Source organism: Sphingomonas sp. VDB2 (assembly GCF_047946695.1).
Taxonomy (GTDB): Bacteria; Pseudomonadota; Alphaproteobacteria; order Sphingomonadales; family Sphingomonadaceae; genus Sphingobium; species Sphingobium bisphenolicum.
This window is the reverse complement of sequence record NZ_CP159615.1, coordinates 441,682-463,950: the sequence shown is the minus strand read 5'-3', so window position 1 is coordinate 463,950 and position 22,269 is coordinate 441,682. Positions and strand designations below refer to the sequence as shown.

At 62.5% G+C, this 22,269-nt stretch carries 30 protein-coding genes and 1 tRNA gene; all 31 read left to right on the top strand.

Annotated features, from left to right (window positions below; all coding sequences use genetic code 11):
• Window positions 1-34: 34 nt before the first annotated feature.
• The 31 genes from ABT375_RS02305 (at window position 35) to ABT375_RS02155 (ending at window position 22,261) form a co-directional block, all read left to right on the top strand.
• Entirely contained in the window at window positions 35-2,677 is a 2,643-nt protein-coding gene (locus tag ABT375_RS02305; protein ID WP_416463996.1) for a DNA methyltransferase, read from the top strand.
• Entirely contained in the window at window positions 2,674-3,132 is a 459-nt protein-coding gene (locus ABT375_RS02300) for a hypothetical protein (protein ID WP_416463995.1), read from the top strand. The genes ABT375_RS02305 and ABT375_RS02300 overlap by 4 nt, the downstream gene beginning before the upstream one ends.
• Window positions 3,129-3,368, top strand: coding sequence for a hypothetical protein (locus ABT375_RS02295; RefSeq protein WP_416463993.1), 240 nt, complete (start codon window positions 3,129-3,131; stop codon window positions 3,366-3,368). The genes ABT375_RS02300 and ABT375_RS02295 overlap by 4 nt, the downstream gene beginning before the upstream one ends.
• Window positions 3,365-3,634, top strand: a complete 270-nt coding sequence (locus tag ABT375_RS02290; protein WP_416463992.1) for a hypothetical protein — start codon at window positions 3,365-3,367, stop codon at window positions 3,632-3,634. The genes ABT375_RS02295 and ABT375_RS02290 overlap by 4 nt, the downstream gene beginning before the upstream one ends.
• Window positions 3,624-3,845 (top strand): hypothetical protein, encoded by a 222-nt coding sequence (locus tag ABT375_RS02285; protein ID WP_416463991.1) that lies wholly within the window; start codon window positions 3,624-3,626, stop codon window positions 3,843-3,845. The genes ABT375_RS02290 and ABT375_RS02285 overlap by 11 nt, the downstream gene beginning before the upstream one ends.
• Window positions 3,838-4,080 carry a DUF2312 domain-containing protein gene (locus ABT375_RS02280; protein WP_416463989.1) on the top strand — a complete coding sequence of 81 codons (243 nt, stop codon included), beginning with the start codon at window positions 3,838-3,840 and terminating at the stop codon, window positions 4,078-4,080. The genes ABT375_RS02285 and ABT375_RS02280 overlap by 8 nt, the downstream gene beginning before the upstream one ends.
• 75 nt (window positions 4,081-4,155) lie before the next feature.
• Entirely contained in the window at window positions 4,156-4,512 is a 357-nt protein-coding gene (locus ABT375_RS02275; protein ID WP_416463987.1) for a VRR-NUC domain-containing protein, read from the top strand.
• Entirely contained in the window at window positions 4,509-5,162 is a 654-nt protein-coding gene (locus ABT375_RS02270) for a hypothetical protein (protein ID WP_416463986.1), read from the top strand. The genes ABT375_RS02275 and ABT375_RS02270 overlap by 4 nt, the downstream gene beginning before the upstream one ends.
• A complete protein-coding gene (locus ABT375_RS02265) occupies window positions 5,131-5,613 on the top strand; it encodes a hypothetical protein (RefSeq protein WP_416463985.1) in 483 nt (160 codons plus the stop codon). Before ABT375_RS02270 ends, ABT375_RS02265 begins: the two co-directional genes overlap by 32 nt.
• Before the next feature lie 29 nt (window positions 5,614-5,642).
• A complete protein-coding gene (locus ABT375_RS02260; protein WP_416463983.1) occupies window positions 5,643-6,317 on the top strand; it encodes a hypothetical protein in 675 nt (224 codons plus the stop codon).
• Window positions 6,318-6,423: 106 nt separating this feature from the next.
• Window positions 6,424-6,500, top strand: a tRNA-Met gene (locus ABT375_RS02255).
• Window positions 6,501-6,743: 243 nt separating this feature from the next.
• Complete coding sequence (locus ABT375_RS02250) at window positions 6,744-7,100, top strand: HNH endonuclease (protein ID WP_416463982.1); 357 nt, start codon at window positions 6,744-6,746, stop codon at window positions 7,098-7,100.
• A complete protein-coding gene (locus ABT375_RS02245; protein ID WP_416463980.1) occupies window positions 7,088-7,246 on the top strand; it encodes a hypothetical protein in 159 nt (52 codons plus the stop codon). Before ABT375_RS02250 ends, ABT375_RS02245 begins: the two co-directional genes overlap by 13 nt.
• A 2-nt stretch (window positions 7,247-7,248) precedes the next feature.
• Window positions 7,249-7,455: a hypothetical protein gene (locus tag ABT375_RS02240; protein WP_416463978.1), complete on the top strand. Its 207-nt coding sequence runs from the start codon at window positions 7,249-7,251 to the stop codon at window positions 7,453-7,455.
• A 203-nt stretch (window positions 7,456-7,658) separates the two neighbouring features.
• A complete protein-coding gene (locus tag ABT375_RS02235) occupies window positions 7,659-8,069 on the top strand; it encodes a hypothetical protein (protein ID WP_416463977.1) in 411 nt (136 codons plus the stop codon).
• Window positions 8,020-9,819 carry a terminase large subunit gene (locus ABT375_RS02230; protein ID WP_416463976.1) on the top strand — a complete coding sequence of 600 codons (1,800 nt, stop codon included), beginning with the start codon at window positions 8,020-8,022 and terminating at the stop codon, window positions 9,817-9,819. Before ABT375_RS02235 ends, ABT375_RS02230 begins: the two co-directional genes overlap by 50 nt.
• Window positions 9,816-11,081 (top strand): phage portal protein, encoded by a 1,266-nt coding sequence (locus ABT375_RS02225; RefSeq protein ID WP_416463975.1) that lies wholly within the window; start codon window positions 9,816-9,818, stop codon window positions 11,079-11,081. Before ABT375_RS02230 ends, ABT375_RS02225 begins: the two co-directional genes overlap by 4 nt.
• 2 nt (window positions 11,082-11,083) lie before the next feature.
• Window positions 11,084-11,749: an HK97 family phage prohead protease gene (locus tag ABT375_RS02220; protein ID WP_416463973.1), complete on the top strand. Its 666-nt coding sequence runs from the start codon at window positions 11,084-11,086 to the stop codon at window positions 11,747-11,749.
• Between the two features lie 24 nt (window positions 11,750-11,773).
• Entirely contained in the window at window positions 11,774-13,081 is a 1,308-nt protein-coding gene (locus ABT375_RS02215) for a phage major capsid protein (protein ID WP_416463971.1), read from the top strand.
• A gap of 51 nt (window positions 13,082-13,132) precedes the next feature.
• Window positions 13,133-13,546 carry a hypothetical protein gene (locus ABT375_RS02210; protein ID WP_416463969.1) on the top strand — a complete coding sequence of 138 codons (414 nt, stop codon included), beginning with the start codon at window positions 13,133-13,135 and terminating at the stop codon, window positions 13,544-13,546.
• Complete coding sequence (locus tag ABT375_RS02205; protein WP_416463968.1) at window positions 13,543-14,106, top strand: head-tail connector protein; 564 nt, start codon at window positions 13,543-13,545, stop codon at window positions 14,104-14,106. Before ABT375_RS02210 ends, ABT375_RS02205 begins: the two co-directional genes overlap by 4 nt.
• A gap of 56 nt (window positions 14,107-14,162) precedes the next feature.
• Complete coding sequence (locus tag ABT375_RS02200; protein WP_416463967.1) at window positions 14,163-14,459, top strand: head-tail adaptor protein; 297 nt, start codon at window positions 14,163-14,165, stop codon at window positions 14,457-14,459.
• Complete coding sequence (locus ABT375_RS02195) at window positions 14,459-14,995, top strand: HK97 gp10 family phage protein (RefSeq protein WP_416463966.1); 537 nt, start codon at window positions 14,459-14,461, stop codon at window positions 14,993-14,995. The genes ABT375_RS02200 and ABT375_RS02195 overlap by 1 nt, the downstream gene beginning before the upstream one ends.
• Window positions 14,992-15,390 carry a hypothetical protein gene (locus ABT375_RS02190; protein WP_416463964.1) on the top strand — a complete coding sequence of 133 codons (399 nt, stop codon included), beginning with the start codon at window positions 14,992-14,994 and terminating at the stop codon, window positions 15,388-15,390. Before ABT375_RS02195 ends, ABT375_RS02190 begins: the two co-directional genes overlap by 4 nt.
• A gap of 25 nt (window positions 15,391-15,415) precedes the next feature.
• Complete coding sequence (locus tag ABT375_RS02185) at window positions 15,416-15,622, top strand: hypothetical protein (protein WP_416463963.1); 207 nt, start codon at window positions 15,416-15,418, stop codon at window positions 15,620-15,622.
• Window positions 15,623-15,681: 59 nt separating this feature from the next.
• Window positions 15,682-16,131, top strand: a complete 450-nt coding sequence (locus ABT375_RS02180) for a hypothetical protein (protein WP_416463961.1) — start codon at window positions 15,682-15,684, stop codon at window positions 16,129-16,131.
• A 107-nt stretch (window positions 16,132-16,238) separates the two neighbouring features.
• Window positions 16,239-16,664, top strand: coding sequence for a hypothetical protein (locus ABT375_RS02175; protein WP_416463960.1), 426 nt, complete (start codon window positions 16,239-16,241; stop codon window positions 16,662-16,664).
• A 17-nt stretch (window positions 16,665-16,681) separates the two neighbouring features.
• Window positions 16,682-17,095: a hypothetical protein gene (locus ABT375_RS02170; RefSeq protein ID WP_416463958.1), complete on the top strand. Its 414-nt coding sequence runs from the start codon at window positions 16,682-16,684 to the stop codon at window positions 17,093-17,095.
• 17 nt (window positions 17,096-17,112) lie between these two features.
• Complete coding sequence (locus tag ABT375_RS02165; protein ID WP_416463957.1) at window positions 17,113-20,604, top strand: hypothetical protein; 3,492 nt, start codon at window positions 17,113-17,115, stop codon at window positions 20,602-20,604.
• Window positions 20,601-22,091 carry a hypothetical protein gene (locus tag ABT375_RS02160; RefSeq protein WP_416463955.1) on the top strand — a complete coding sequence of 497 codons (1,491 nt, stop codon included), beginning with the start codon at window positions 20,601-20,603 and terminating at the stop codon, window positions 22,089-22,091. Before ABT375_RS02165 ends, ABT375_RS02160 begins: the two co-directional genes overlap by 4 nt.
• Window positions 22,091-22,261, top strand: a complete 171-nt coding sequence (locus tag ABT375_RS02155) for a hypothetical protein (protein ID WP_416463185.1) — start codon at window positions 22,091-22,093, stop codon at window positions 22,259-22,261. Before ABT375_RS02160 ends, ABT375_RS02155 begins: the two co-directional genes overlap by 1 nt.
• The last annotated feature ends 8 nt before the right edge of the window (window positions 22,262-22,269 follow it).

Sequence of the window (22,269 nt, the reverse complement as noted above, 5' to 3'; positions counted from 1 at the left end):
CATTTAGCGGGCCGCAGCGCCCAGGAGTGAGAATATGGACAGCGCGACCAGCGCGGTGCTGCCGATGGGCAGTTCCGCGAACGAAGAACTGCATCCTGAATACCGCGCCTTTCTGGAGGCGAAAATCCCATCGGTTCCCCCGGTGGGCTTCCCCTGCTCACTAGAAGAGGTGCCGACGCATCTGACCGACGGCCGGCCGATGAAGGAGCATGTCCGCCATATCGTCCGCTGGGCGGTCGAAGGCGGCCGACGCGGCCTGTTCGAGAGCTTCGGCCTGCACAAGACCATGCAGCAGCTGCTGATCCTCGACATCATCCTGCGCAAGATCGAGGCCGCCGAAGGCTTCAAGCCCGACGCCCTTATCGTCGTGCCGCTCAACGTGCGCCGCGAATTCATCAATGATGCGATGCTGCTCGGCATCGAAGTGCGGTTCGTCCAGTCCGATGCAGAGATGGACGCCGCCGGCGACGAAGGCGGCATCTTCCTGACCAATTACGAGAGCGTGCGCGAGGGCAAGCTCAGCGTCAATCGCTTCCGCGCCGCCAGCCTGGACGAAGCGGACGTGCTGCGCTCCTACGGCTCGAAGACCTATCAGGAGTTCCTGCCGCTTTTCGAGCCGGTGCCATACCGCTTCGTCGCCACCGCCACCCCTGCGCCCAATCGCTACAAGGAAATGATCCACTATGCCGGGTTTCTCGGCATCATGGATACCGGGCAGGCGCTGACCCGCTTCTTCCAGCGCAACAGCGAGAAGGCTGGCGATCTCACCCTCTATCCGCACAAGGTCGATGAGTTCTGGACCTGGGTTAACAGCTGGTCCGTCTGCATCCAGCGCCCCAGCGATTTGGGCTTTTCCGATGAAGGCTATGACCTGCCCCCGATCGAGGTGCGCTGGCATCAGGTCGAAGCGGACATCAGCGACGTGGAGCCCGAGAGCAACGGCCAGGGCCGACTGATGCGCGACACGGCGCTTGGCGTGGTGCAAGCATCCCGCGAGAAGAATCGGACGCTTGATATCCGGATCGCCAAGGCGGCCGAGATCGTCGCCGCTGCGCCCAATGATCATTTCATCATCTGGCACGATTTGGAGAATGAGCGCCGCGCGATCGAAAAGGCGCTCCCCGGCTGCGCCACCGTGTTCGGCGCGCAGAAGCTGGACGTGCGCGAAGAGATTGTCGGCCGGTTCGCCGACGGTGCCTTGCCCCTGATCGGCGCGAAGCCGATCATGCTGGGCGGCGGCGTCAATCTCCAGCGCCATTGCCACCGCGCCATCTTCGCCGGCGTCGGCTTTAAGTTCCGCGACTTCATCCAGGCAATCCATCGCATCCAGCGGTTCGGCCAGTCTTCACCGGTCGAGATCGACATCATCCATGCCGAGACGGAGGTCGAGGTCGTCCGCGAACTGCAGGCGAAGTGGGCGCGCGACGAAGAGTTCCGCTCTACCATGTCGGACCTGATCCGCCGCTATGGCCTCAACCACGATGCAGCCGCCGAGAATGTGAAGCGGTCGATCGGTTGCGAACGCCGGGAGGCGAGCGGTAACGGCTGGACGCTCGCCCATAATGATTGCGTCGCCGAAGCGCAGCGGCTGGACGAAGGGTCGCTGGACCTGATCGTCACCTCGATCCCCTTCTCCAACCACTATGAATATACGCCGAGCTATAACGATTTCGGCCATACCGACGACGACACGCACTTCTTCGCGCAGATGGATTTCCTGACGCCTGCGCTTTTCCGCGCCCTCGCGCCCGGCCGCCTCGCCTGCATCCATGTGAAGGACCGGATCCTGTTCGGCTCGGTCACCGGCGAGGGCGTGCCCACCGTCAGCCCGTTCCACGCCCGGTGTATCGAGCATTATATGCGCCACGGCTTCCAGTTCATGGGCATGATCACGATCGTCACCGACGTCGTGCGCGAGAACAACCAGACCTACCGGCTCTCCTACACCGAGATGCTCAAGGACGGCACGAAGATGGGCGTGGGCAGCCCGGAATATGTGCTGCTGATGCGCAAGCCCCAGAGCGACCGCAGCCGCGGCTATGCCGATCGTCCGGTTGTAAAGGCGGCCGACGATTACAGCCTGGCCCGCTGGCAGGTCGACGCGCATGCCTTCTGGCGTTCCAGCGGCGAACGCCCGCTCACCATCCCGGAATTGTGGGAGGTGTCTGAGCGGTTCTCCAGCATGGCGACCGGGCGATTGGCGAAGCGGTTCCGCGAGGAAAGCCGTGATCTCATCTACAGCTTCAAGGCGCATGTCGACATAGGCGAAGAGATCGAGGCCCGGCCGGGCACCGACACGCGCGGCAAGCTGCCCCGCACCTTCATGGCGCTCGACCCTGGCAGCCATCATCCGGACGTCTGGGATGATGTCGTGCGGATGCGCACGCTCAATGCCGATCAGGTCCAGAAGGGCCGGGAAAAGCACGTCTGCCCGCTCCAGTTCGACATCGTTGATCGGCTGATCGAGCGATATTCGGCGAAGGGCGACCTTGTCTATGATCCGTTCTGCGGGCTGGGCACCGTGCCCATGCGCGCGATCCTGTCCGGCCGGCGCGGCGCGGGCAGCGAGCTTAATCCTGATTATTGGGCGCATAGCATCAGCTATCTGCGCGAGGCGGAAGATCAGATGGCGGTCCCGTCGCTCTTCGACCTGCTGGATTTGGAGCAAGCGGCATGAGCGCCGGTATCGCCGCAGTGCGCAAGGCGCGCACCCCGCAGCAGCGCACCCGCGACGATCGGCTTGAGAAGATGCTTCGCGCACTGGAACGCGCAGCAAACAATAATGCCCCCTGCCCATCGAACGAGGATCTGTCGCATCTGATGGGCTATGCCGGGCCTTCAAAAGCCTCTGACTTGATCTCCATGCTGGAGGCAATGGGATTCATCACGGTTGATCGCGGTTTCGCAAGCCGCATCGTCACGATCGTGAAGACCGGCAAGAAAACGGCTGGGACCATAGGCAGGCGGCGACAAAAGGGCGGCTGGACGGAGGATCGGGACGCGATCCTTATGGATGGCATCGCCGAAGGCCTGACCTTCGCCGCCATGGGTAAAATCCTGCACAAGAGCAAGAACGCCTGTATCAGTCGCTTCCACGCGCTGGCGGCCAGCATGGGACACCAGGCAGCATGACCCGCCGCTACCGCCGCCGCACCTTCGCCGAGGTGGCCGCGCAGGCGCACATCGCCGAGCGCGCCCAGGTCGCGCAGTTCGGCCGGTGGCAGATCGCCGCCGTCACCAACCTCATCGCCGCCGGGAAGGTCGACGCAGAGAGCGGATCCCTCCTCGTCACCCGGCTGGGCGCCTTTGTCGAGCAGGTTGAGCAGGGCCTGCATCTTTCCACTCCTGTCACCGAGGAAGATGCATGACCGGGCCTCGATACGCGAAGCGGCCGGCATTTCGCGCCGCTGCCCCCGTCCGCGACGCCCTGCCGCCGATTGGCGACAGCGAGCTGACCCTGCGCAAGACTGCTGCGCGGGATGGATCAGCCCGGCTGGCCGTAGCAATCCAGACGCTGATCGTCCGCACCGCCGACGCGCTCGACGTGCCGCCCGAATGGGCAGACCGTCGCCAGGACTTCGCCCGCGCATATCTCGGCTTCGCCATCACCGCTGCAGGCGCCCATGCAGATTGAACCACGCCCCGTCGCCCCGGAGCAGATGGAGGAAGCCATCCTGCTGTGCCGCAAGCGCATCGATCGCGCGGCGGCGAAGGTGGCGGCGGCGCTGGCCGAACAAGCATCCGCCCTATCGGCGTTGGAAGCGGCCATACACCGCCTCGCCGCATGGCAGGTAGCAAACCCGGACCCGCAGCGGTCCATATTCGAGGAACTGTCCAATGTCTGATGGAAATGTCGCTGCCGACCAACTGCGCCTGTTCATAGAGCGCATAGAGCGGCTGGAGGAAGAGAAGAAGGGCATCGGGGAGGATGTGAAAGACGTCTATCTGGAGGCAAAGGCCAATGGATATGACGGCAAGATCATGCGCCAGGTCATCCGCCTGCGGAAGATGCAGCCGCACGACCGGCAGGAGATGGAGGCCATCCTTCAGACCTATCTCTCCGCGCTGGGAATGGAATAGTCGACTGTGGCCGCGTCTTGGATCAATAAACGCCGCCCGTCGTCTGGCGGCAAGGGCAGGGCTGCACCCGCTGGCATGCACGAACGCCCGGTGCAGCGCGGCGCGATCCGCCTGCTCGCCATGCGCGGCATCGAGGCGGTGCATGTGCCCAACGGCTCGCATCTGGCTGGCGACAAGCTCGCGCGCGCTAAGCAGATGGCGGCGCTGCGCAAAGATGGCCTGCGCCCCGGCTTCCCCGACCTGATCCTGTTCAACCGTAAGATGGTCCTGCAGGTGGGGTTCGTAGAGGTAAAGCGGGAGATCGGCAACGATCTGGGCGATGATCAAAAGAAGTGGCGCGATGACCTGCAGGCCTGGGGCTTCCCTTGGGCGATGATCCGCACGCCTGAGCAGGCGCTCGACGTCGTGCGCGAGTGGGGATGGATTGCGTGAGCGTCATTGCGTCCGCACTGAAGCATATGCTGGCCGCAGGGATGCCTGCGGATGCCATCGTCGCTGCCGTCGCGGAGATGGAGGCGAGCATGGCTGTCCCGCGCGATCCCGTTGCCGAGAAGCGCCGCGAATATGACCGCGATCGCAAGCGGGCGGAGCGGGCCGCCGCCAAGCTGTCCACCGGACATCCACCGGAGTCCGCCGACTACGCGGACATTGCGGACAACTCCCCCTCTCCCGCCCCCTCCCCCTTCCTTCCCCCAAACCCCCAACCAACCCCCGCCCCCACCCACACCCCCGCGAACACCGCGCCCGCGCGTAAGGGCACCCGCTTGTCCGAGGATTGGGAACCGGAACCGTTGATCGGGAAGGCGGTGGACATGGTCGCTGGATGGCCGCCTGGGGCGATCGACCGGGAACTGCAGAAGTTCCTCAATTTCTGGATCTCCAAGCCCGGAAAGGACGGGTTGAAGATCAGCTGGCAACGAACGTGGATCAACTGGCTGATACAGGCCGACGACAGGATCGGACGATATGAACGCTCAAACCGCCATCAGCACTCGGAGCGGCCAGACGGCAACACGCTGGTCGGAGCCGGGCTTGCCTTCGAAGCTGAGCATGCTGCTGGATCGCCCCGCTGGTCTCAATGACCTGCCGATCGTCGGACCGGTCAGCGCGGGCCAGTTGCGCGCCTATGTCGCCGCCTGCCGCCCACCGCATGCCACCGAGTATCAGGTCAACCAGATGATGACCCGCGTGGCCAACATGATGCCCAGCCCGCGCGGGCTGACCCAGGAGCAGGCGGAAGAGCGGATGATGCTGTATCGGCGCACGCTCAGCAGTCACGCGCTCCCGGACCTGCAAGCGGCTTTCGACGTCATCCTCCGCCGGTGCCGATTTTTCCCGACCGTCGCGGAGATCGAAGAGATCGTTGCGCCGATACGGGCAAAGCGCATGGCGCGGGCAAACCGCGCCGAACTTCTGATCCTCAAGCACGAGCGCGAATGGCGGGAGCCGCAGCCGCTCCTCACAGCGGACGAGGCGGCGAAGTTGGGCAGGATACTTGCCGCGCCGCTGGCGGGCGACGGCGAACAGCAGTAAGAACAAGAGTAGAACGGAGCGAGCGGGACATGAGCGAACAAGGCAAGCGGTGGTGCATTTTGCGGACGAATGGCCCGAAGACTTTGGCGCTTGCGGACGCCCTGAACAGCGTCGGATTTGAGGCATGGACGCCGCGGCGATTCATCCGCCGCCCTGCGCCTGGCCAGCGCCGGCGCCTGGTCATGGGCCAACGGCGCCGGATGATCGAGGTCGCTGCGGCAATCCTCTCCGGTTTCGTCTTCGTGCGTGAGGGTGCGGAAGATGATCTCGTGCGCTTTGCTCGAAGTCAGAGCAACGCGCATTTGCCGTTCACCGTCATGCAGCGGTGCGGCCATGCTGCGCTGGTAAGTGAAGCCAGTGTGTCAGGGCTGCGAAATGCTGAACGCGCTGCCGAGGATGCAATCCAGTGTGAACGCGACGCTGAAAGCCGTGATGAAGCGCGGCGCGCACGTGCCGAACGCCTTGGTAGCGAACGCGCGAAGTTGAAGGCCCTGCGCCAGGTGCGTCGGTCATTCGAGCCGGGCGAACTAGTTAGGGTGAGCGGGTCGCATGCGCTGGCGGGCCTGGAAGGCGCCATCACGAAGAGCAACGGCTCCACCGCTGAGATTGATTTTGGCGGCATTTATTCTATGACGGTAGAGGCTTGGCGCATCCTCCCGGTTGTGTTACGCACTGATGGTTCGCAAATGAGCGACGCTGCCTGAAGCAGCAGGCGGGGCTAGACGATCTGGGGCATCGACCCTTGCGCTCCCCGACCAAACCGACCGAAGCCGATTGGCGTTTGGCCGGCATTGCAACGCATTTCTATATAGCCGCATAGAGCAGTCCGGTAGCTCGCCAGCCTCATAAGCTGGAGGTCGCGGGTTCAAATCCCGCTGTGGCAACCAGTTCGGAGGCAGCATGATTAAGGTGACGAAGCAAGGCTCTCTGCCCGATCATGATCTGTTCGACGGCACCTGTCACCGCTGCAAGACTGAGGTTGAGTTTGAGCGGCGCGACGCACGATTGGTAGATTGCCCGCGCGACGGTCTTTATCTGAGCGTTGCTTGTCCGACGTGCAACGGCCCCATACTTGTGCAGGCCAACAGGGCCAACAGGGCCAAGCCGCCACCGCTCCCCTCGCGCCCCTGATGCCCAGCCGTCCGCCCAGCCTTAAGCAGAAGCCCCGCGCCAAGCCCAAGGCGTGGGCCAGCACCCGCAAGAGCAGGCAGGAGCGTGGCTATGGCCGCGAGCATGATCTGATGCGAGCCGTGGTTTTGAGGGAAGAGCCGCTGTGTCGGCCGTGCCAGGCGCGCGGACGCATCACGCCATCGACCATTGCCGATCACATCAAGCCGCTGAGCGAGGGCGGCACGGGCGATCGTGAGAACTATCAGGGCATATGCAAGCCCTGCCATGATGCCAAGACGGCTCAGGAAGCGACACGGGCGCGCGGGGTTCGGTCACGCAGGCGTGTCGACATAGGAGACGATGGATGGCCACGGTGATTGTCACCCTGCATCTGCGCAAGCGCTGGTTCTTCGGCCCGGCGCTCTATGTGCTGGCCGCCCTCCTGCACGCTCGCATCCTTACAGACTTCGACGCGGCGGCCGAATGGCTGGCAAAGCGTGCGATGCGCATGGAGGTTCGCTGACCATGGCTGATGATGTCATGCCGTTGCTCGTTCGTCTCCGGCCCCCGCGCTGGGCCGGTGGTCTGCCGATGCTGGTCATGTGCGATCATGCAGGCGAACCGCTGCCCGGTCAGGTGACGTGCCAGGTGACGACGCAGGCTGATGGAACGTCGACGGCTCAGGTGACCTTCGTCATCAACGGCGCCGACGTGACGCTGGCGCATGGCTGAAACCCACGGGAAACCGCCGTTTTCGGCCGATTTCCGGCCGGATCGGATCCGATTTGCCCCCTGACAGGGGGGCGGGGGGATCAAAAGTCCGGGGTCGGCGGCTCTGGGACCGAGCGCTGGGGTCTTTTCTTGCGCGTGCGAATTAAACTTTCGGGCCGATAAAACTTTGCGACGCTGGCCCGCAACTATGTTGCGAGGGCTTTATGGAGCGAGGCAGAAAGCCTGATCCCAAGGGCGTCAAGGCTGCGCGCGGCACTCTACAGCCAGTGCGCGACGGCCTCAAGACCGAGATCATCGTTCCCGGCGATCCGCCAGCGATGCCGGACTATCTGACCGCCGAAGCGATCGACGTCTGGCAGGAAAACATCGGGCGCGTGATGGCGGCCGGCACGTCCGAACTCGATAGCGACCTGTTCGCGCGATACTGCTCAGCCGAGGCGCTGGTGCGGCTGGCTTTCAAGGCTGGCGGCGAGCCACCCTCCGCCGCGTACCTTACGCTGCTACGGCAATATGCCGAGTTGCTGGGCATCGCTGGACGCAAGAGCCGGGTCGGCAAGGTGGTTGATGACCCGACGAAAAACCGCAACCCATTCGCAAGGAACGGGGCACGCTAGAGATTATGCGGCCATCGCCCTCGCCTATGCGAAGGCGGCGGTGGCCGACAAGAAACAGCGGCGTCATTGCAAGTTCGTCCGGCAGGCATGTCAGCGCCACCTGGACGATCTGAAGCGGGCGAAGGCGAAGGATTGGCCGTACCGATTCGACCCATGGCACGCCAACGATGTGTGCGACTTCATGGAGAAGCTGGTTCACATCGAGGGCGTCTGGGAAAAGCCTACGATCGATCTTGAGCCGGTGCAGGTTTTCATCCTGGCGGTCGTGTTCGGCTGGCGCAGCAAGGCCACAGGGCTGCGCCGCTTCACGATGGTCTATCAGGAGATGGCCCGCAAGAACGCCAAGTCGACGCTGACAGCCGGGATATCGCTCTACTGCCTGTGCTGTGAGGGCGAGATCGGGCCGCAAATCCTGACGGTCGCAACGACATTCGACCAGGCCAAGAAAGTGTTCCACCCGGCCAAGCGCATGGTCGAGAAGCTACCGGAAATTCAGGAAGCATTCGGGCTGACGCCGTGGGCGAAGTCCATCACCTGCGACGAAAACGGCGGCTATATGCAGCCGCTGCACGCCAAGTCGAAATCGCAGGACGGTCATAACCCGCATCTTGTGACGCTGGACGAGTTCCATGCCCATGCAGATCGCGGCCTTTTCGATGTCATGCGGTCCGCCTTTGGCGCCCGCAAGCAGCCGCTCATGTGGATCATCACCACGGCCGGGCCGAATATCCACGGCCCATGTTATGAAGAGCGAACCTTCATCGCCAAGGTGCTGGACCGATCAATCGAAGCGGAGCATTATTTCGGGATCATCTTCACCCTCGATCGCGCCGAAGATTACGGCGATGACCGGAAAGAGGGCGACGATCCGTTTGACGAACGGTTCTGGATCAAGGCCAACCCGCTTCTGGGCAAGGCTGTCGACCTAAAGGGATTGCGCGAAGCGGCGCTGGAGGCGCAGCAGAACCCCGCTGCCGAGGGTGATTTCAAGACCAAGCGCTTGAACATATGGTCCGGCGCACTGTCTGCCTGGCTCAACGTGGCGCAGTGGATCAAGTGCGGCGACCAGTCGCTGACCCTGGATGATTTCGCCGGGCTTGATTGCTGGCTCGGCGGCGACCTTTCCAACGTCGATGACCTTTCCGCCCTCGTGCTGGCGGCGCTCGACGCTGAGGGCCGGTTGCTCATCAAGACGTGGTTCTACTGCCCGGAAGCCCGGCTCAAGAGCGTGGACAATTCGGTGAAGCAGGTCACCGACATGCTCAAGCGGTGGCACAAGGACGGGCACCTGACCGCTACCGAAGGCAACTTCATCGATCACCGGACCATCGAGGACAAGATCCGGGAGATCAAGGCGGCGCTGGCGTTGCGCAAGGCAACCTTCGACCAGTGGAACAGTGGCCTTGCGATGGCGTCGCGCCTCAATGAAGATTTCAGCGAAGGGGACGACGCCTTCGCCGCGCAGCTTCCCAAGAACGCCGCGAACCATACCGACCCCGCCAAAGCCATTGAGGCGCGCGTAAAAGCCGGGCCTGAACACCTTCGCCACGATGGCAATCCGGTTATGGGGTGGATGGTCGCTAACGCGGTGGTCGACCGCCGCATCAACGGCAGCCTCCTTCCCAAGAAGGAGACGCCCAACAGCGCGAACAAGATCGACGGAGTGGATGCTATGATCAATGCGACCGCCCCGATGCTCCTTCCTGTCGATACCTTGGATGTCGACAGTTGGATTCAGAGCTACGCATGACCGGATACAAGCTATCCGCCCGCGCCGCCCAGACCGAAGCCCACTGGAATCGCTCGATGGAGCGCAAGGACGTATCATATCTGCGCAACGGCCTGCCGGCGGGCGCCCAGGACGAGGACAATTTCCGCACCAACAAGATCACTGTTGCGGAGCATAACGACCGCGGCGGCGGTATTCTTGGGCTGGCTACCACATGGGCTTGCGTCAACTTCATTGCAGGCACCATCGCATCGCTGCCCCTGACCATCTATCGCAAAGGCGCTGGCGGCGTTCCGGTCGAAGCTACCGACCACCCGCTTTACCGCCTGCTCCATAGCCGCCCGAACTTCGATCAATCAGCCTTTGATTTTTGGGAGTTCATGGCGGCATCGATCGAACTGCACGGTAACGCCTTCGCAGAAAAGACGATTGGCTCTGGCGAGCGCGTGATCTCGCTCACTCCGGTCCGTCCCGATATCATGAACGTCCGTCGACTGGCGTCGGGCGACATTGAATATAGCTGGTCGGAGGATGGCAAAGCCCGCATCGTCACCCAGGAACGCATGGTCCATGTCCGGGGCTTCGGCGGATCGCCGTTGGGCGGCCTCTCGCCACTGGCGGTCTGTCGCAAAGCCTTCTCCGCCGCGGCCTCGGTCGAAGATGCCGCGGCCAAGATTTTCGCCAACGGCGTGATGTCTAGTGGTATCCTGACGAAGGAGGGCGTCGCCTTAACGAAGCCGCAGCGCGAAGAGCTGGAGCGCTTGCTGCAAGAGAAATATATCGGCGCGATCAATGCGGGGCGGCCGATGCTGCTCGACAACGGTCTGTCATGGCAGGCCCTGTCCATCGACCCTGGCGACGCTGAAATGCTGGAAAGCCGGAAATTCAGCGTCGAAGAGATTTGCCGGATTTTCGACGTGCCGCCGCACCTTGTCGGCCACACCGAAGGCAACACCACGCTGGGCAGCAGCATCAAGGAGCAGACGCAGGGGTTCATCAAATTCAAGATGCGCAAGCGCCTGAAGCGGATCGAATCGGCCGTCGAAATGCAGCTTCTGACCCGCGCCGACATCGAGGCTGGCGTGTCGATCGAGTTCAATATTGAAGGCTTCCTGCGCGGCGACAGCCAGGGCCGCGCCGAATTCTACGAAAAGATGAAGCCCTTCATGACCATCAATCAGGTGCGCGCGCTGGAAGGCTGGGAGCCTGTCCCCGGTGGCGATCAGATCTATCGGCAGATGCAGGATGAGCCTTTGGGCCAGAAGCCAGCGGCGAAGGAATAGCCATGGACTATATCGATTTTCCGCTCGACGTTAAGGATGTCGGCGAAGACGGCGCCATCGAAGGCCTCGCCGCCGCTTACAACAATATCGACTTTGGCGGCGACATCATCCTTCCAGGTGCCTTCACGAAAACCCTGAAGGGTCGCAAGTCGCTGCCTATGCTGATGTATCACGATCAGCGCATTCCGGTTGGAGTTTGGTCGGAGTTCTCCGATTCACAACGCGGCGTGTCGATGAAGGGTCGAATCGTTACCAGCACGGCCGCCGGGATTGAGGCTTTGGCGCTGGCACGCGAGGGCGCGCTGTCTGGCCTCTCCATCGGTTATCGCTCGGTCAAGGAGCGCTTTACCGACAAGGCTCGCGAACTGATTGAGGTCGTCCTGCACGAGGTTTCCCTTGTGGCGATCCCGATGAACGAAAAGACCCAGATTACGCGGGTCAAGGAAATTCAAGATTTGCGAGCGCGCCTCGCGGCCGGGGACCGGCTGACCGAGCGCGAATGGGAAGGTCTGCTCAAGAAGGGCTTCGACCTTTCCAACTCGGAGGCTGAGCGCGCCGTGCGCATCAACCTCAAGGGTCAGGGGGAGCCTGACGTCACGGCAGATCCGATGGCGGCGCTTTGGGCAGCAATGCGCGACGCGCCGATCGAAGACCTCACGGGCGAATAGGCCCCTATTCCAAGGACTATCACGATGAAGAAGATGATGTTCGCGGGCTCGGCCCGCGGCGTGTTCGCGCTTGCCCTGATCGGCACGCTGACCCCCAACGAACGCCGCATGGGCCGCTTCCTGCGCGATGGCGCAGGCCATGGCTCTGGCAAGTCGATGGCCGAACTGGCGGCTGAAACCAAGGCTGCGTTCGAAAAGAAGCATGACGAGGTCAAGTCCATCGCCGAACAGGCGCTGACAGAGGCCAAGGAAGGCAAGACCCTGTCCGGGACCGTCAAGGAATTGGCGGATCAGGCCATCACCGGCATGAACGAAGCCAAGACGCGCATGGACGATCTCGAACAAAAGATGGCGCGTCGCACCAACGAGAACGAAGGCCCGACCACTGCGGGCGAGCGCTTCGTCAATGACGAAGGGTTCAAGTCCTTTGCGGCCCAGACGCGTCCGCGCGGTCGCCAGATCGTGGAGGTGAAGGACATTTCTTCGCTCACCACCGACGCGGCTGGCAGTGTTGGCGCCCTCATTCAGCCGGATCGCGCCGCGCCTGTCATGCTGCCCCAGCGCCGCATGACCGTCCGTGCGTTGCTGGCGCAGGGCAACACGTCCAGCAGCAGCATCGAATATGAGCGCGAGAAGCTGTTCACGAACAGCGCCGCGCCCGTTGCGGAAGGTGCATCCAAGCCGCAGTCGGACCTGCAGTTCGAGGATGCGACGGCCACCGTCCGCACCATCGCGCACTGGATGCGCGCATCGGTTCAGGTGCTGGCGGACGTCCCGGCCCTGCGTTCGATCATCGACCAGCGCCTGCGCTACGGCCTATCCTATGTCGAGGAAACCCAGCTCCTGAATGGTTCCGGCACCGGCCAGAACCTGCCCGGCCTGGTAACCAACGCAACCGCCTATGCGGCGCCGGGCAGTCTGACCGCTACCGCATCTATCGACATTCTCCGCCTGATGATCCTTCAGGTCTCCCTCGCCGAATATCCGGCGAACGGCATCGTGATGAATCCGATCGACATGGCAGCGATTGAGATGCTGAAAGATGGTCAGGGTCGCTATCTGATTGGCAATCCGCAGGGCACCATCGACAAGCGCCTGTGGGGCCTCCCCGTAGTCGAAACGCAGGCCATGACCGTCGACAAGGCGCTGGTCGGCGCGTTCAACTTGGGCGCGCAGATCTTCGACCGGCAGGATGCCACCGTCGAGGTGTCGACGGAGGACGGCGACAACTTCACCAAGAACAAGGTCACCATCCGCGCGGAAGAGCGGCTGGCGCTGGCGATCTACCGCCCGCAGGCCTTCGTCTACGGCGACCTCGGCCGCGTCGCCTGATGACAGAGGGCGGGGCTTCGGCCTCGCCCTCTCACTATGTGGAGAACAGTCATGCCTGACATCGAAGCAATTTTGACCAAGCCGCTCGACGGCGACCCGATCGGCACGAAGCGAACCTTCTCGGAGGCCGACTATAAGGAATTGAAACGCAATGGCGCAGTGTCGGGCGGAACGCCCGCCCAGGATGTTGGCGTGAAGCCAGTCGAGGACATGACCCGCGCCGAACTAGAAGCGGTAGCGATCGAGGTCGTTCGATCCAAAATGGCCAGCGCAAGCGACGACGATCTGCGCACCATGATCCAGCGTTTTCGGGATAAGTCGGAGGATGCTGGCGCCCTTGCCAAGATGAAGGTTGACGACCTTAAGGCGCTGGCCGCCAAGGAAGAGATCGATCTGGGGGACGCGACCAAGAAAGACGATATCATAGCCGCGATCGAGCTGGCGCGGGAAGCCAAGGCCGAATGATGCGCGTTCTGGTCGTCACCCCGCCTGCACCGTTTGTCACTTTGGACGAAATGTCAGACTATCTAGGACTGGGGGACGACCTATCTGATCGCCGGCGCCTTGCGAGCTTGTTGGCCGCAGCGTGCGCCCATATCGACAACCCGGATGGATGGCTGGGTCGGTCGATCGGGCTACAGACGTTAGAACTCCGTTGTGATGCACAGAATCCTTGTTCAATCCGCTTGCCATCACCTCCAGTTGTCGAGTTGGTCAGTGTAAAATATCTGAACGTTGACGGTACAGAACAATCCGCGAGCCTCAGCGATCTAGAGTTGCTTGGCGCCGAGATCGTGCCGCTCGCGGGTTGGCCTTGGGTAGGTGCGTCATCTCGTCGAGAAGCGGTCAGAATTAGGTATCGGGCGGGATATGTGACTGTGCCCGAGCCGATCAAGCAAGCTGTCCGCTTTATGATCGCAGATATGTTTCAGTACCCGGAGAGCGTCACTAGCGGTGCCCTCTCGCAGGTCAGGATACCTGCCTCAGCAGATAATCTGTTGAGCCCGTTCAGAGTGTATATCTGATGCACCCATCCCTCAGTCGCAAGAAGCGGCGTCATACCATCCGGATAGAACGGCCGATGCCGGACACGAGCCTGAAAGGTGCAGGATCGGGGAAATGGAGGCTGTTTGGCATATCCGTTGTCAATCTCGAGGACGTGCTGCCCTCGCGTGGCGAGCAGGTTAGCGAGGGCATGACCACGGCACGGCGGCCTGCGCGGGTGCGGATGCTGTATCGCGAAGGGATCACGCCCGACATGCGGTTCGTCATGGGCGACCGGATCATGCAGATTGTGGGTGGTCCTGCGGAACTCGGTTTTCGCGAGGGACTGGAATTCATGGTCGAGGATTATCGGCCCGCTGGGAACCCGGCCTGATGGCCACGTCGCGCGGCAAGGCAGCGGTAATGCGCTACATGAAAGATGCGCCCGAGGCGTTGCGGGAGCGTGTCCTGCGCGGCGCGGCCCGCGCGGCGGGCGCTGTCGTCGCGACCAAAGCCAAGGAATTGTCCATCTCGTCGGAGGTGTCGGACAAGATCAAGGTCCGGACCAAGCGGGAGGACGGCAAGATCATCGCCCGCGTCCAGGTGCTGATGGGCAATTACAATCTGCCCTTGTGGCTCGAATATGGAACGGACCCGCATTTCATCAGCGTGTCCGACAGTCAGCGCCGGGGCCAGGGCATCAGGAGGATCAACTCGAAGGTCCGCGAAGAGGGCGGCAATGCCTCACTGGTGATCGGTGGCAATTTCGTCGGCGAAACCGTGTTCCATCCCGGCGCGCGGGCGCATCCGTTCCTTCGTCCGGCGCTGGATATGGAGGAAGCGGACGCGATCCGCGCAGCGCAGGCCTTTATCAGCGCACGGGTCATGCCGAGCGGAATCACCGGTTCGGATCAGGGAGACGAGCCATGAGGGGCGTCGAGATCGTGGGCACGCTGTTGCGTGACTATGCACCTCTGATAGCCATCATCCCGGCGGCATCGATCAAGGAAGATATGCTGCCGGAAAATCAGTTTGGGATCGTCCTGAAGTCGGTCAGCCTGACCGATCGTCAGACGCTGTCCCGAGAGCCGCTGGTGCGATCGGTAGAGCGCGTGTCGGCCACCGTGCGCGCCGGCAGCGTGATCGACCGGGACGCCAGGCTGGTGCTGGTGCGCCGGTGCCTCACTTTATGGACCGGCAGCAGCCTGGGCGACGCACAGCGCATTTCAGTGCTGTCCGCCGGCGCCGGGCCGAGCTTGCTGGGGCCGGGCAATAGCTTCGAGCGAACCCATGACTTTCGCGTGTTCTACGACGCGCCGCGCTGAACCCGTTAAGAACAGGAGACTTGATATGACCGATGCCAAGAAAAAGGACGCCTTCATCATTCGCGATTTCAAAGACAGCGGCACGGAAACGTCGTTTGCCGGTGGATCGGTCGTCGCGATCGAGGAAGGCGCGTTTGCCAATTACGAGGCCGCCGGCCTGGTGCGCAAGGCGACCGCCGAGGATCGCAAAGACGCCAGCAAGGCGTCGGGCGCGTCCGGCGCCGCCGCCTGACCCTTCTTCCGCAAGAGAATCGCGCCGGTTGAGCCGGCTCGCCCAACAGGAGACACATCATGACTGCGCAAACTGCGGCCGGTTCGACCATCGCCGTCGGGGCTACGCCGCCCGCGACCTTCGACGCTGCCGGCTATGCCGCCCTGACGCTGACCGAGGTGGGCGGCGTCGACAAGATCGGTACGATCAACCCTACGTTCGCCAAGGTCGAATTTCAGCCCCTCAAGGGCGCGAAAGACAAGCTGAAGGGGTCGTATGACTCCGGTTCGCTTTCGCCGTCCATGGCGCTGGACATGCTCGACGCTGGCCAAATCCTGATGCAGACGGCAGCGGCCGACAAGACGCAGAAGCTCTATCCGTTCAAGGTGACGCTCCAAGACGGGGCCAAGCGCTTTTTCATGGGCCGCGTATTCGGGATGCCCGAAACCGTCGACGGCGCCGACACGGTCGTCATGGCCAATCCGACCGTCGAGATCTGCAGCGACGTCGTCAAGGTCGCCGCCTCCTAACACCATTTCTGCGCCGCATCGGCCCGGATCACTGCGCATCGACCCGTCTCGCGCCTCGCGGGTCACGGGGCGGGTCGGTGCATCCTCAACCCGCGAAGGACTATCCCATGGACATCACCACCCAGGCCGTTGCGGCCACCGCTCCCATCCACCTGAAAAGCGCGACCGGCGACCTGCTCTATTCGAATGGCGATACCAGCAAGCCGTGCCGCGTGATCGTCTACGGTCCCGGCTCCGAACAGTTCGCGATGATCGAGTCGCGGCAGACCAGTCGCGTCCTCAAGCGCATGGCCGATAATGACGGCAAGCCTTCCGCTGTGCCGCCCATCGAGCGCAACGCCGAACGTGCCGAGGATCTGGCGGCCATCACGGTGGCGTTCGAAAACTTCACCTATCCGCCCGCTGCGGACAAGCAGGGCGCTGAGTTGTTCCAGGCCTTCTATGCCGATCCGAAGCTCGGCTATATGGCGCAGCAGGTGATGAAGTCGGTGCAGGACTGGGGAAACTTCAAGCCCGGCTCGGCCGGGAACTAACCCTCTTCGTCCGGCAGATGGCGTGGTTCAATGCCACGCCCAAGCCGGACCCGCGCAGTCGGCGGGGCCAACGGGAAGAGCCGGCAGCGGTGCTGAGCCGTGGCGAACAGCGCAAGCGGGATGGGCTGGCATTGTCGATGCCACCCAATCCTGCACCCCACATCATCCATCGGCTGGTCGAGATCGGGCTGACCGAGGCCGCGGGCATGGGGGCCGCGCCCATCAGCTGGGCGGCCATCCATGGCTGGCAGCAGGTGACCGGCGTCCGTCTCGCGCCATGGGAAGGCCGGCTGCTGCGGAAATTGTCCAATGCCTATCTGGTCGAAAGCCGTCGGGCGGAAGCCGAAACCTGTCCGCCGCCCTGGCGCATGGTCGTAACCGCGCGTGAGCGTGAAGTTGAAGAACGGCGCCTGCGCGCGCTGCTTGGTTAATCTGAGAAAGGTCGGCGATGGCAGATTATGATGTCCCGACCCTGGAGGTTGGCTTTGCGATCGAGACGGGCGCGTCTTTTGATGAATTGACGCGCCTGCAGCAGGTCATGGAAAGCACAGAGGGCAAGGTGCTGGCCGAAGCGACCAAAATCGAGCGCGCTACTGGCGGCATGGTAAAGCTGGGGGGAGCGACGTCGCAGATATCGACGTTCGGCAACGCCGTCAGCCGTGAATTTGCGAACGTTGTTCGTGACACCAACCGTGCCGAAAAAGCTGGCGAGAGTATGGTCCGTCAGTTGGAACGACAGATCGAGGTGTTTGGGAAAAGCGCGTCAGAAATCCGCCAGATGCGCACAGAGATGAAGGCAGTCGCAGCCGAAAGTCAAGGCCTTACAGAGTTAGCGGCTCGACTGCGGAGCGCGAGTGCCGAAATCACTCGACTGGAGCATGCTACCAAAAACGCTGCCGGGGCGTCGAACGCATCGCGGGCGGCTGTGCAGAATCTCGGCTTTCAGATGTCCGATTTCAGCGTCCAGGTGATTGGCGGGACATCTGTCCTTCGCGCCTTTGCGATGCAGTTCCCGCAGGCGACCGGCGCGCTTTCTGGCTTCGAAGGGAAACTAGGTACCGTTGGCCGTTTTCTCAACGGCCCCTGGGGCATCGCCATTACGCTCGGCATCACGTTGCTTGCCGGTATGGCAGACAAATTCCTTGAAAGCGGTGAAGCTGCCAAAAAAGCGGCTGACGGCATGAAGGAGTTTCAGGCCCGTCAGTCCGATATCGGCAATTTCATCGATCAGGCCACTGGCAAGCTGGTCGAGCAAAATCGTGTGTTGGTGCTGAACGCGATCTTGACCCGCAAAAAACAGATCGCTGACAATGAGGCGGCCATGTCCCAGCAGCGCAACGCCGCATTTGCAGCTGCACGCAATGCTCGGCTCGATGTCGCCGGCAATCCGCAGTCATGGGATCCCGATATCGCCGCAGTTCAGCGCGTGCTCGACCCAGATGTACAGAAGGCACTAGCTGCAGCGGGCGGCAACATCGATAAGCTATCGCAAAGTTTGGCGCGCCTCGCACAGACGACCCGTCCCGATCTCAAAGGCCTCACTCTGGATATTACCGGCCAAGCCGGGGCTGCGATCATGGCTCAGCGCGAGAATGAGAAACTGAGCAAGGAACTGCGCGGCTTGGCGGGGGACACTTCTGCCCTTGCACGGGGCACCACGAGCCTAATCGAAAAGCAGGTTGGATTCGCCACCGCCACGTCAGCTGTCGAGCGAGCGCGGGCCAAACTTGCTCTCGTGCAGCAGGGGGCGACTGCGGCAGACAAGGCGGGTGGCGCGGCTTTGATCAAATACCGGGACGACCTGACCGCAGCCATGACGGCCGTCAATGCTGCTGAGGCTGCTCAGAAGGCGGCGCGGGAGGCGACGCGTGGTCATAACAAGGATCTGCGCGAAGCGGCCCGCGCTGCGAAAGAGGCCGCAGCCGAATATGAAAAGCTGGTGAAATGGCTGGGCGATACGCGCCTTACTGCCCAGGGCAATGTGCAAAAACTGGCAGCGGACATGCTAAAGCAGCATCTCGAATGGGGTCGAGGTATACAGACCGTCGGCGAAAAGATGATCGAGCAAGATCAAGATCGCGCCAAATTGCTGGAAGCCGAAAAGCAGGGCCAGCAGGATATATTGGACCTCTATCTCCGCCAGCTCGATGTCATTCAGCAGATTGGCGGAGCTGCCGGGACGATCGCTGGCTTCGTGAGTGGGCTATATACTGGCAACTTCTCCGGCGTTGGAGGAAACTTCGGCAACCTTCTCCAGGGCGTCACCGGCATGGTTGGCAAGGATGGGTGGGATAAGGTCACGGCCAAGCTGGACCATATATTCGGCGGCAATGGCTCCTTTGCAAAAACGATGGGCAGCTTGCTGAATGGCGGCGCGACAGGATCGGCGGCCAGCAAACTGCTGCTCGGCAGCCAGGGTAGCAGCATGGGATCGTTTATTGGTGGCGCGTTTGGTGAAAAGCTGGGCGAGAAATTGCTTTCCAAGGGACTGGAAAGCATTGCCAAGGGCTTGGGCGATTTTGCCGGGCCGATCGGCAGCATCGTGGGTGGCCTAGCTGGCGGGATATTGGGCAAGCTCTTCAGCGGCACCAAATACGGCTATGCGAGCGGCATCAACGTCGGTGCCACCGGCGGCGTCGATTATAACCAGGTCAGCAACAGCGGTGGCCGCTATTCTGCGGGCCAGAGCATGGCGACCGCATTCGGGTCATCGCTCTACGATATTGCCAGCGCGCTGGGCGGCGGCCTCAACGGCGGTCTGAATCTCGGGTCGCTCGGTATGCGCAACAAGAAGTATATCTTCGACCCGACCTCCGGCACGTCTGCCGATCGGCAATCGTTCGAAACGGCCGAAGAAGCTATCGCCGCCGCGATCCAGAGCGCGCTCGACAAGGGCGTTATCACCGGCATCCGGGCTTCGACGCAACGCCTGCTCAGCGCGGGCGACGATCTGCAATCCGCGTTGGAAAAGGCCGTGCAGTTCGAAGGCGTCTTCACGGAATTGAAATCGTACACCGATCCTGTCGGCGCAGCGGTCGACGCGCTCGACAAGCAGTTCGCCCAGCTACGCGACGTATTTGCCGAGGCGGGCGCCAGTGCGGCGGAATATGCCGATCTGGAGCAGCTTTACCAGCTGAAGAAGATCGACGCGATCAAGCAGGCTAACAGTGAGGCAGAAGAGCTGAGCCGGGATCGCCGCACGTTGGAGGCGCGCATATTGGAGTTGCAGGGCAAGGATCTGCAATCGGTCGCGATACTGCGTCAGATCGAGATCGAGCAGATGGACGCGAGCCTGCGCCCGTTACAACAGCGGGTGTGGGCGATGGAGGATGCCAGCGCAATCATCGAGAAGATGCGTCCGCTGGTCGAGTCGTTGCAGGACTATCGCGATACCCTGTTCGGTCAGGAGGATGGCGGCCTGTCCTACCGCGCCGCGCTGATCAAATTGATGCAGACGGGCGGCCTGGCCGCCGGTGGCGACGCTACCGCGTTGGCGGACTTGCAAGGTGTCAGCCAGGATTTCCTGACATCGGCGCGCAACAACGCGTCGAGCCTGGCCCAATATCAGCGCGATGTCGCCATGGTCGCGCGTTATGTCGACGGCGGCATCGATGCGGCGCAAAATCAGATCGACGTCGCGCAGGCAACGCTGGACGCGACCAACGCCAGCGTGCTGTTGCTGACATCGATCGACGACACGCTGAGCGCGGCGGCCGACGCTGCAGCCATATCGACCAGTTCGGCAACCGGCAGCGCCGCCAGCACAGCGGACCTGGGGGCCAAGATCGATGCTCTCAAAGCCGAGCTGGAGCAGATGCGCGCTGATAACAATGCGGGCCATGCCGCCACGGCAGGCAATACCGGCAAGATGGTTCGCACGCTGGACAATGTTACGGCGCAGAGTGGCGGTGACGCCATTTCGACGGTGCCCGCCGCATGAAGGTCGTGCCCCCCGTCATCGTGACGGACGCCATGCTGACGGCCAGCAATGTGCCTGAAACCGACCATCCCGAATGGGTATCCGGCACCACCTATCCGCTAGGCTATCGCGTCATCAAGGCGTCGGTCCACCGCGTCTATGAGAGCGTCGCGGTCGAGAATGTCGGCAATGATCCGCAGGAGGATGACGGCAGTTGGTGGATCGAGGTCGGGGCCACCAACCGCTGGGCCATGTTCGACGAGGCGGTGGGATCGGCGACCCGGCAAAGCGATACGATCGCCGTGACGATCGCGTCCGGTCAATTTGTCGATACGCTGGCCGTGCTGGACACCGATGCCGTCGACGTGCGCGTGCAGGTGTCGATCGGCGGGTCGGATGTCTATGACGAGACGCTGGCGCGCGGTGTCGAACAGACGAGCCTGATCTTTCGTGACCTCCCCGTCGATCCGGCGGCGACCGTCAGCATGACGGCATCCGCCGCCAGCGCCATGGCGACGGTCGAGATCGGCACGCTGATCATCGGTTCGATCGTGGACCTGGGCATCACCGAAACCGGCCCGTCTGTCTCCATCACCGATTTCAGCCGGCGCAATACCGACGATTTCGGGACCACCACGGTGGTCGAGCGGGGATGGGCCAAGCGGATGGGCATCCGTTCCCTGATCGATGCCGCTGACGCGGACATCGTCCAGCGACGCCTAGCCGCGCTGCGCGCCCGCGCCTGCCTGTGGATCGGCGAGGAGGAATATGACAGCCTGACGATCTACGGCTTCTTCAAGGATTTCTCGATCGACCTGTCGCTGGTCGCGAAAAGCTATTGCACCTTGACGATCGAGGGGCTGACCAATGTGCCGCCGCTGCCTCAATCGCCGATACAGGAAGCTATCGACGGGCTGGAAGATCTGCTGATCAAGCCCGCGCCGGACTATATCGCCAAGGCCGTGCTGCTCATCAAGCCGAATGGCCGTGTCGGCGCGATCATGCTGACCAACAGCCAGATTCAGACCGGCTTCGACGCAGAGCTCGATGCCCTTCGGCTGTTCAAGCCGGGCACCGACGACCTGTTGTTCGAGGTCGGCGATGACGGCATCGCCATGAATGACGTGCAGGTGAACCGGATCAAGGCTGGCACCGGCAACAGCGCCCAGTTCGGCAGTGCGTCGGCATCCGGATCGCTGGCGGGGACCGGGGCGGCGCAGGTCGTGCTGAGCAAGTCGGTGACGCTTCTGGCCCCCGGTTCAATCCAGGCCGTCGCGGCGGTGGCGACGGCCTATAGCGGCACGCCGGCGGCCGCCGATCTGGCGTTGTATATCGACGGCACCGAAGTCTTCTCGGCCGGCGGCGCGGCCGCCGCACCTGCGGTGCCGTTGTCGGGATCGAAGAGCGGCCTTGCCGCCGGCACCTATAGCGTGGAGATCATGTTCAATGGACCATCGACCATGACCGTGAACGGCCGCAACATCGCCACCACGATCATCTACGACTGATGATCGTCGTCTTCTTCGCGCCGTCGGACGGCCGCATCATCCAGTGCGATACTGGTCCGGACTTCGAGATCAAGGCCGATGGTCGGCCCTATGTCGAGGTGGACCAGTATCGCGGCAACTGGGATGTCACCCATCGCGTCGTGGACGGCGCGCTGGTGCCGATCAGCTGAATTAACCG

What these genes read in the sequence shown, in the direction of transcription:
- ABT375_RS02305 (WP_416463996.1), top strand. Translation starts at nt 35, where the DNA reads ATGGACAGCGCGACCAGCGCGGTGCTGCCGATGGGCAGTTCCGCGAAC.
- ABT375_RS02300 (WP_416463995.1), top strand. Translation starts at nt 2,674, where the DNA reads ATGAGCGCCGGTATCGCCGCAGTGCGCAAGGCGCGCACCCCGCAGCAG.
- ABT375_RS02295 (WP_416463993.1), top strand. Translation starts at nt 3,129, where the DNA reads ATGACCCGCCGCTACCGCCGCCGCACCTTCGCCGAGGTGGCCGCGCAG.
- ABT375_RS02290 (WP_416463992.1), top strand. Translation starts at nt 3,365, where the DNA reads ATGACCGGGCCTCGATACGCGAAGCGGCCGGCATTTCGCGCCGCTGCC.
- ABT375_RS02285 (WP_416463991.1), top strand. Translation starts at nt 3,624, where the DNA reads ATGCAGATTGAACCACGCCCCGTCGCCCCGGAGCAGATGGAGGAAGCC.
- ABT375_RS02280 (WP_416463989.1), top strand. Translation starts at nt 3,838, where the DNA reads ATGTCTGATGGAAATGTCGCTGCCGACCAACTGCGCCTGTTCATAGAG.
- ABT375_RS02275 (WP_416463987.1), top strand. Translation starts at nt 4,156, where the DNA reads ATGCACGAACGCCCGGTGCAGCGCGGCGCGATCCGCCTGCTCGCCATG.
- ABT375_RS02265 (WP_416463985.1), top strand. Translation starts at nt 5,131, where the DNA reads ATGCTGCTGGATCGCCCCGCTGGTCTCAATGACCTGCCGATCGTCGGA.
- ABT375_RS02260 (WP_416463983.1), top strand. Translation starts at nt 5,643, where the DNA reads ATGAGCGAACAAGGCAAGCGGTGGTGCATTTTGCGGACGAATGGCCCG.
- ABT375_RS02250 (WP_416463982.1), top strand. Translation starts at nt 6,744, where the DNA reads ATGCCCAGCCGTCCGCCCAGCCTTAAGCAGAAGCCCCGCGCCAAGCCC.
- ABT375_RS02245 (WP_416463980.1), top strand. Translation starts at nt 7,088, where the DNA reads ATGGCCACGGTGATTGTCACCCTGCATCTGCGCAAGCGCTGGTTCTTC.
- ABT375_RS02240 (WP_416463978.1), top strand. Translation starts at nt 7,249, where the DNA reads ATGGCTGATGATGTCATGCCGTTGCTCGTTCGTCTCCGGCCCCCGCGC.
- ABT375_RS02235 (WP_416463977.1), top strand. Translation starts at nt 7,659, where the DNA reads ATGGAGCGAGGCAGAAAGCCTGATCCCAAGGGCGTCAAGGCTGCGCGC.
- ABT375_RS02230 (WP_416463976.1), top strand. Translation starts at nt 8,020, where the DNA reads ATGACCCGACGAAAAACCGCAACCCATTCGCAAGGAACGGGGCACGCT.
- ABT375_RS02225 (WP_416463975.1), top strand. Translation starts at nt 9,816, where the DNA reads ATGACCGGATACAAGCTATCCGCCCGCGCCGCCCAGACCGAAGCCCAC.
- ABT375_RS02220 (WP_416463973.1), top strand. Translation starts at nt 11,084, where the DNA reads ATGGACTATATCGATTTTCCGCTCGACGTTAAGGATGTCGGCGAAGAC.
- ABT375_RS02215 (WP_416463971.1), top strand. Translation starts at nt 11,774, where the DNA reads ATGAAGAAGATGATGTTCGCGGGCTCGGCCCGCGGCGTGTTCGCGCTT.
- ABT375_RS02210 (WP_416463969.1), top strand. Translation starts at nt 13,133, where the DNA reads ATGCCTGACATCGAAGCAATTTTGACCAAGCCGCTCGACGGCGACCCG.
- ABT375_RS02205 (WP_416463968.1), top strand. Translation starts at nt 13,543, where the DNA reads ATGATGCGCGTTCTGGTCGTCACCCCGCCTGCACCGTTTGTCACTTTG.
- ABT375_RS02200 (WP_416463967.1), top strand. Translation starts at nt 14,163, where the DNA reads ATGCCGGACACGAGCCTGAAAGGTGCAGGATCGGGGAAATGGAGGCTG.
- ABT375_RS02195 (WP_416463966.1), top strand. Translation starts at nt 14,459, where the DNA reads ATGGCCACGTCGCGCGGCAAGGCAGCGGTAATGCGCTACATGAAAGAT.
- ABT375_RS02190 (WP_416463964.1), top strand. Translation starts at nt 14,992, where the DNA reads ATGAGGGGCGTCGAGATCGTGGGCACGCTGTTGCGTGACTATGCACCT.
- ABT375_RS02185 (WP_416463963.1), top strand. Translation starts at nt 15,416, where the DNA reads ATGACCGATGCCAAGAAAAAGGACGCCTTCATCATTCGCGATTTCAAA.
- ABT375_RS02180 (WP_416463961.1), top strand. Translation starts at nt 15,682, where the DNA reads ATGACTGCGCAAACTGCGGCCGGTTCGACCATCGCCGTCGGGGCTACG.
- ABT375_RS02175 (WP_416463960.1), top strand. Translation starts at nt 16,239, where the DNA reads ATGGACATCACCACCCAGGCCGTTGCGGCCACCGCTCCCATCCACCTG.
- ABT375_RS02170 (WP_416463958.1), top strand. Translation starts at nt 16,682, where the DNA reads ATGGCGTGGTTCAATGCCACGCCCAAGCCGGACCCGCGCAGTCGGCGG.
- ABT375_RS02165 (WP_416463957.1), top strand. Translation starts at nt 17,113, where the DNA reads ATGGCAGATTATGATGTCCCGACCCTGGAGGTTGGCTTTGCGATCGAG.
- ABT375_RS02160 (WP_416463955.1), top strand. Translation starts at nt 20,601, where the DNA reads ATGAAGGTCGTGCCCCCCGTCATCGTGACGGACGCCATGCTGACGGCC.
- ABT375_RS02155 (WP_416463185.1), top strand. Translation starts at nt 22,091, where the DNA reads ATGATCGTCGTCTTCTTCGCGCCGTCGGACGGCCGCATCATCCAGTGC.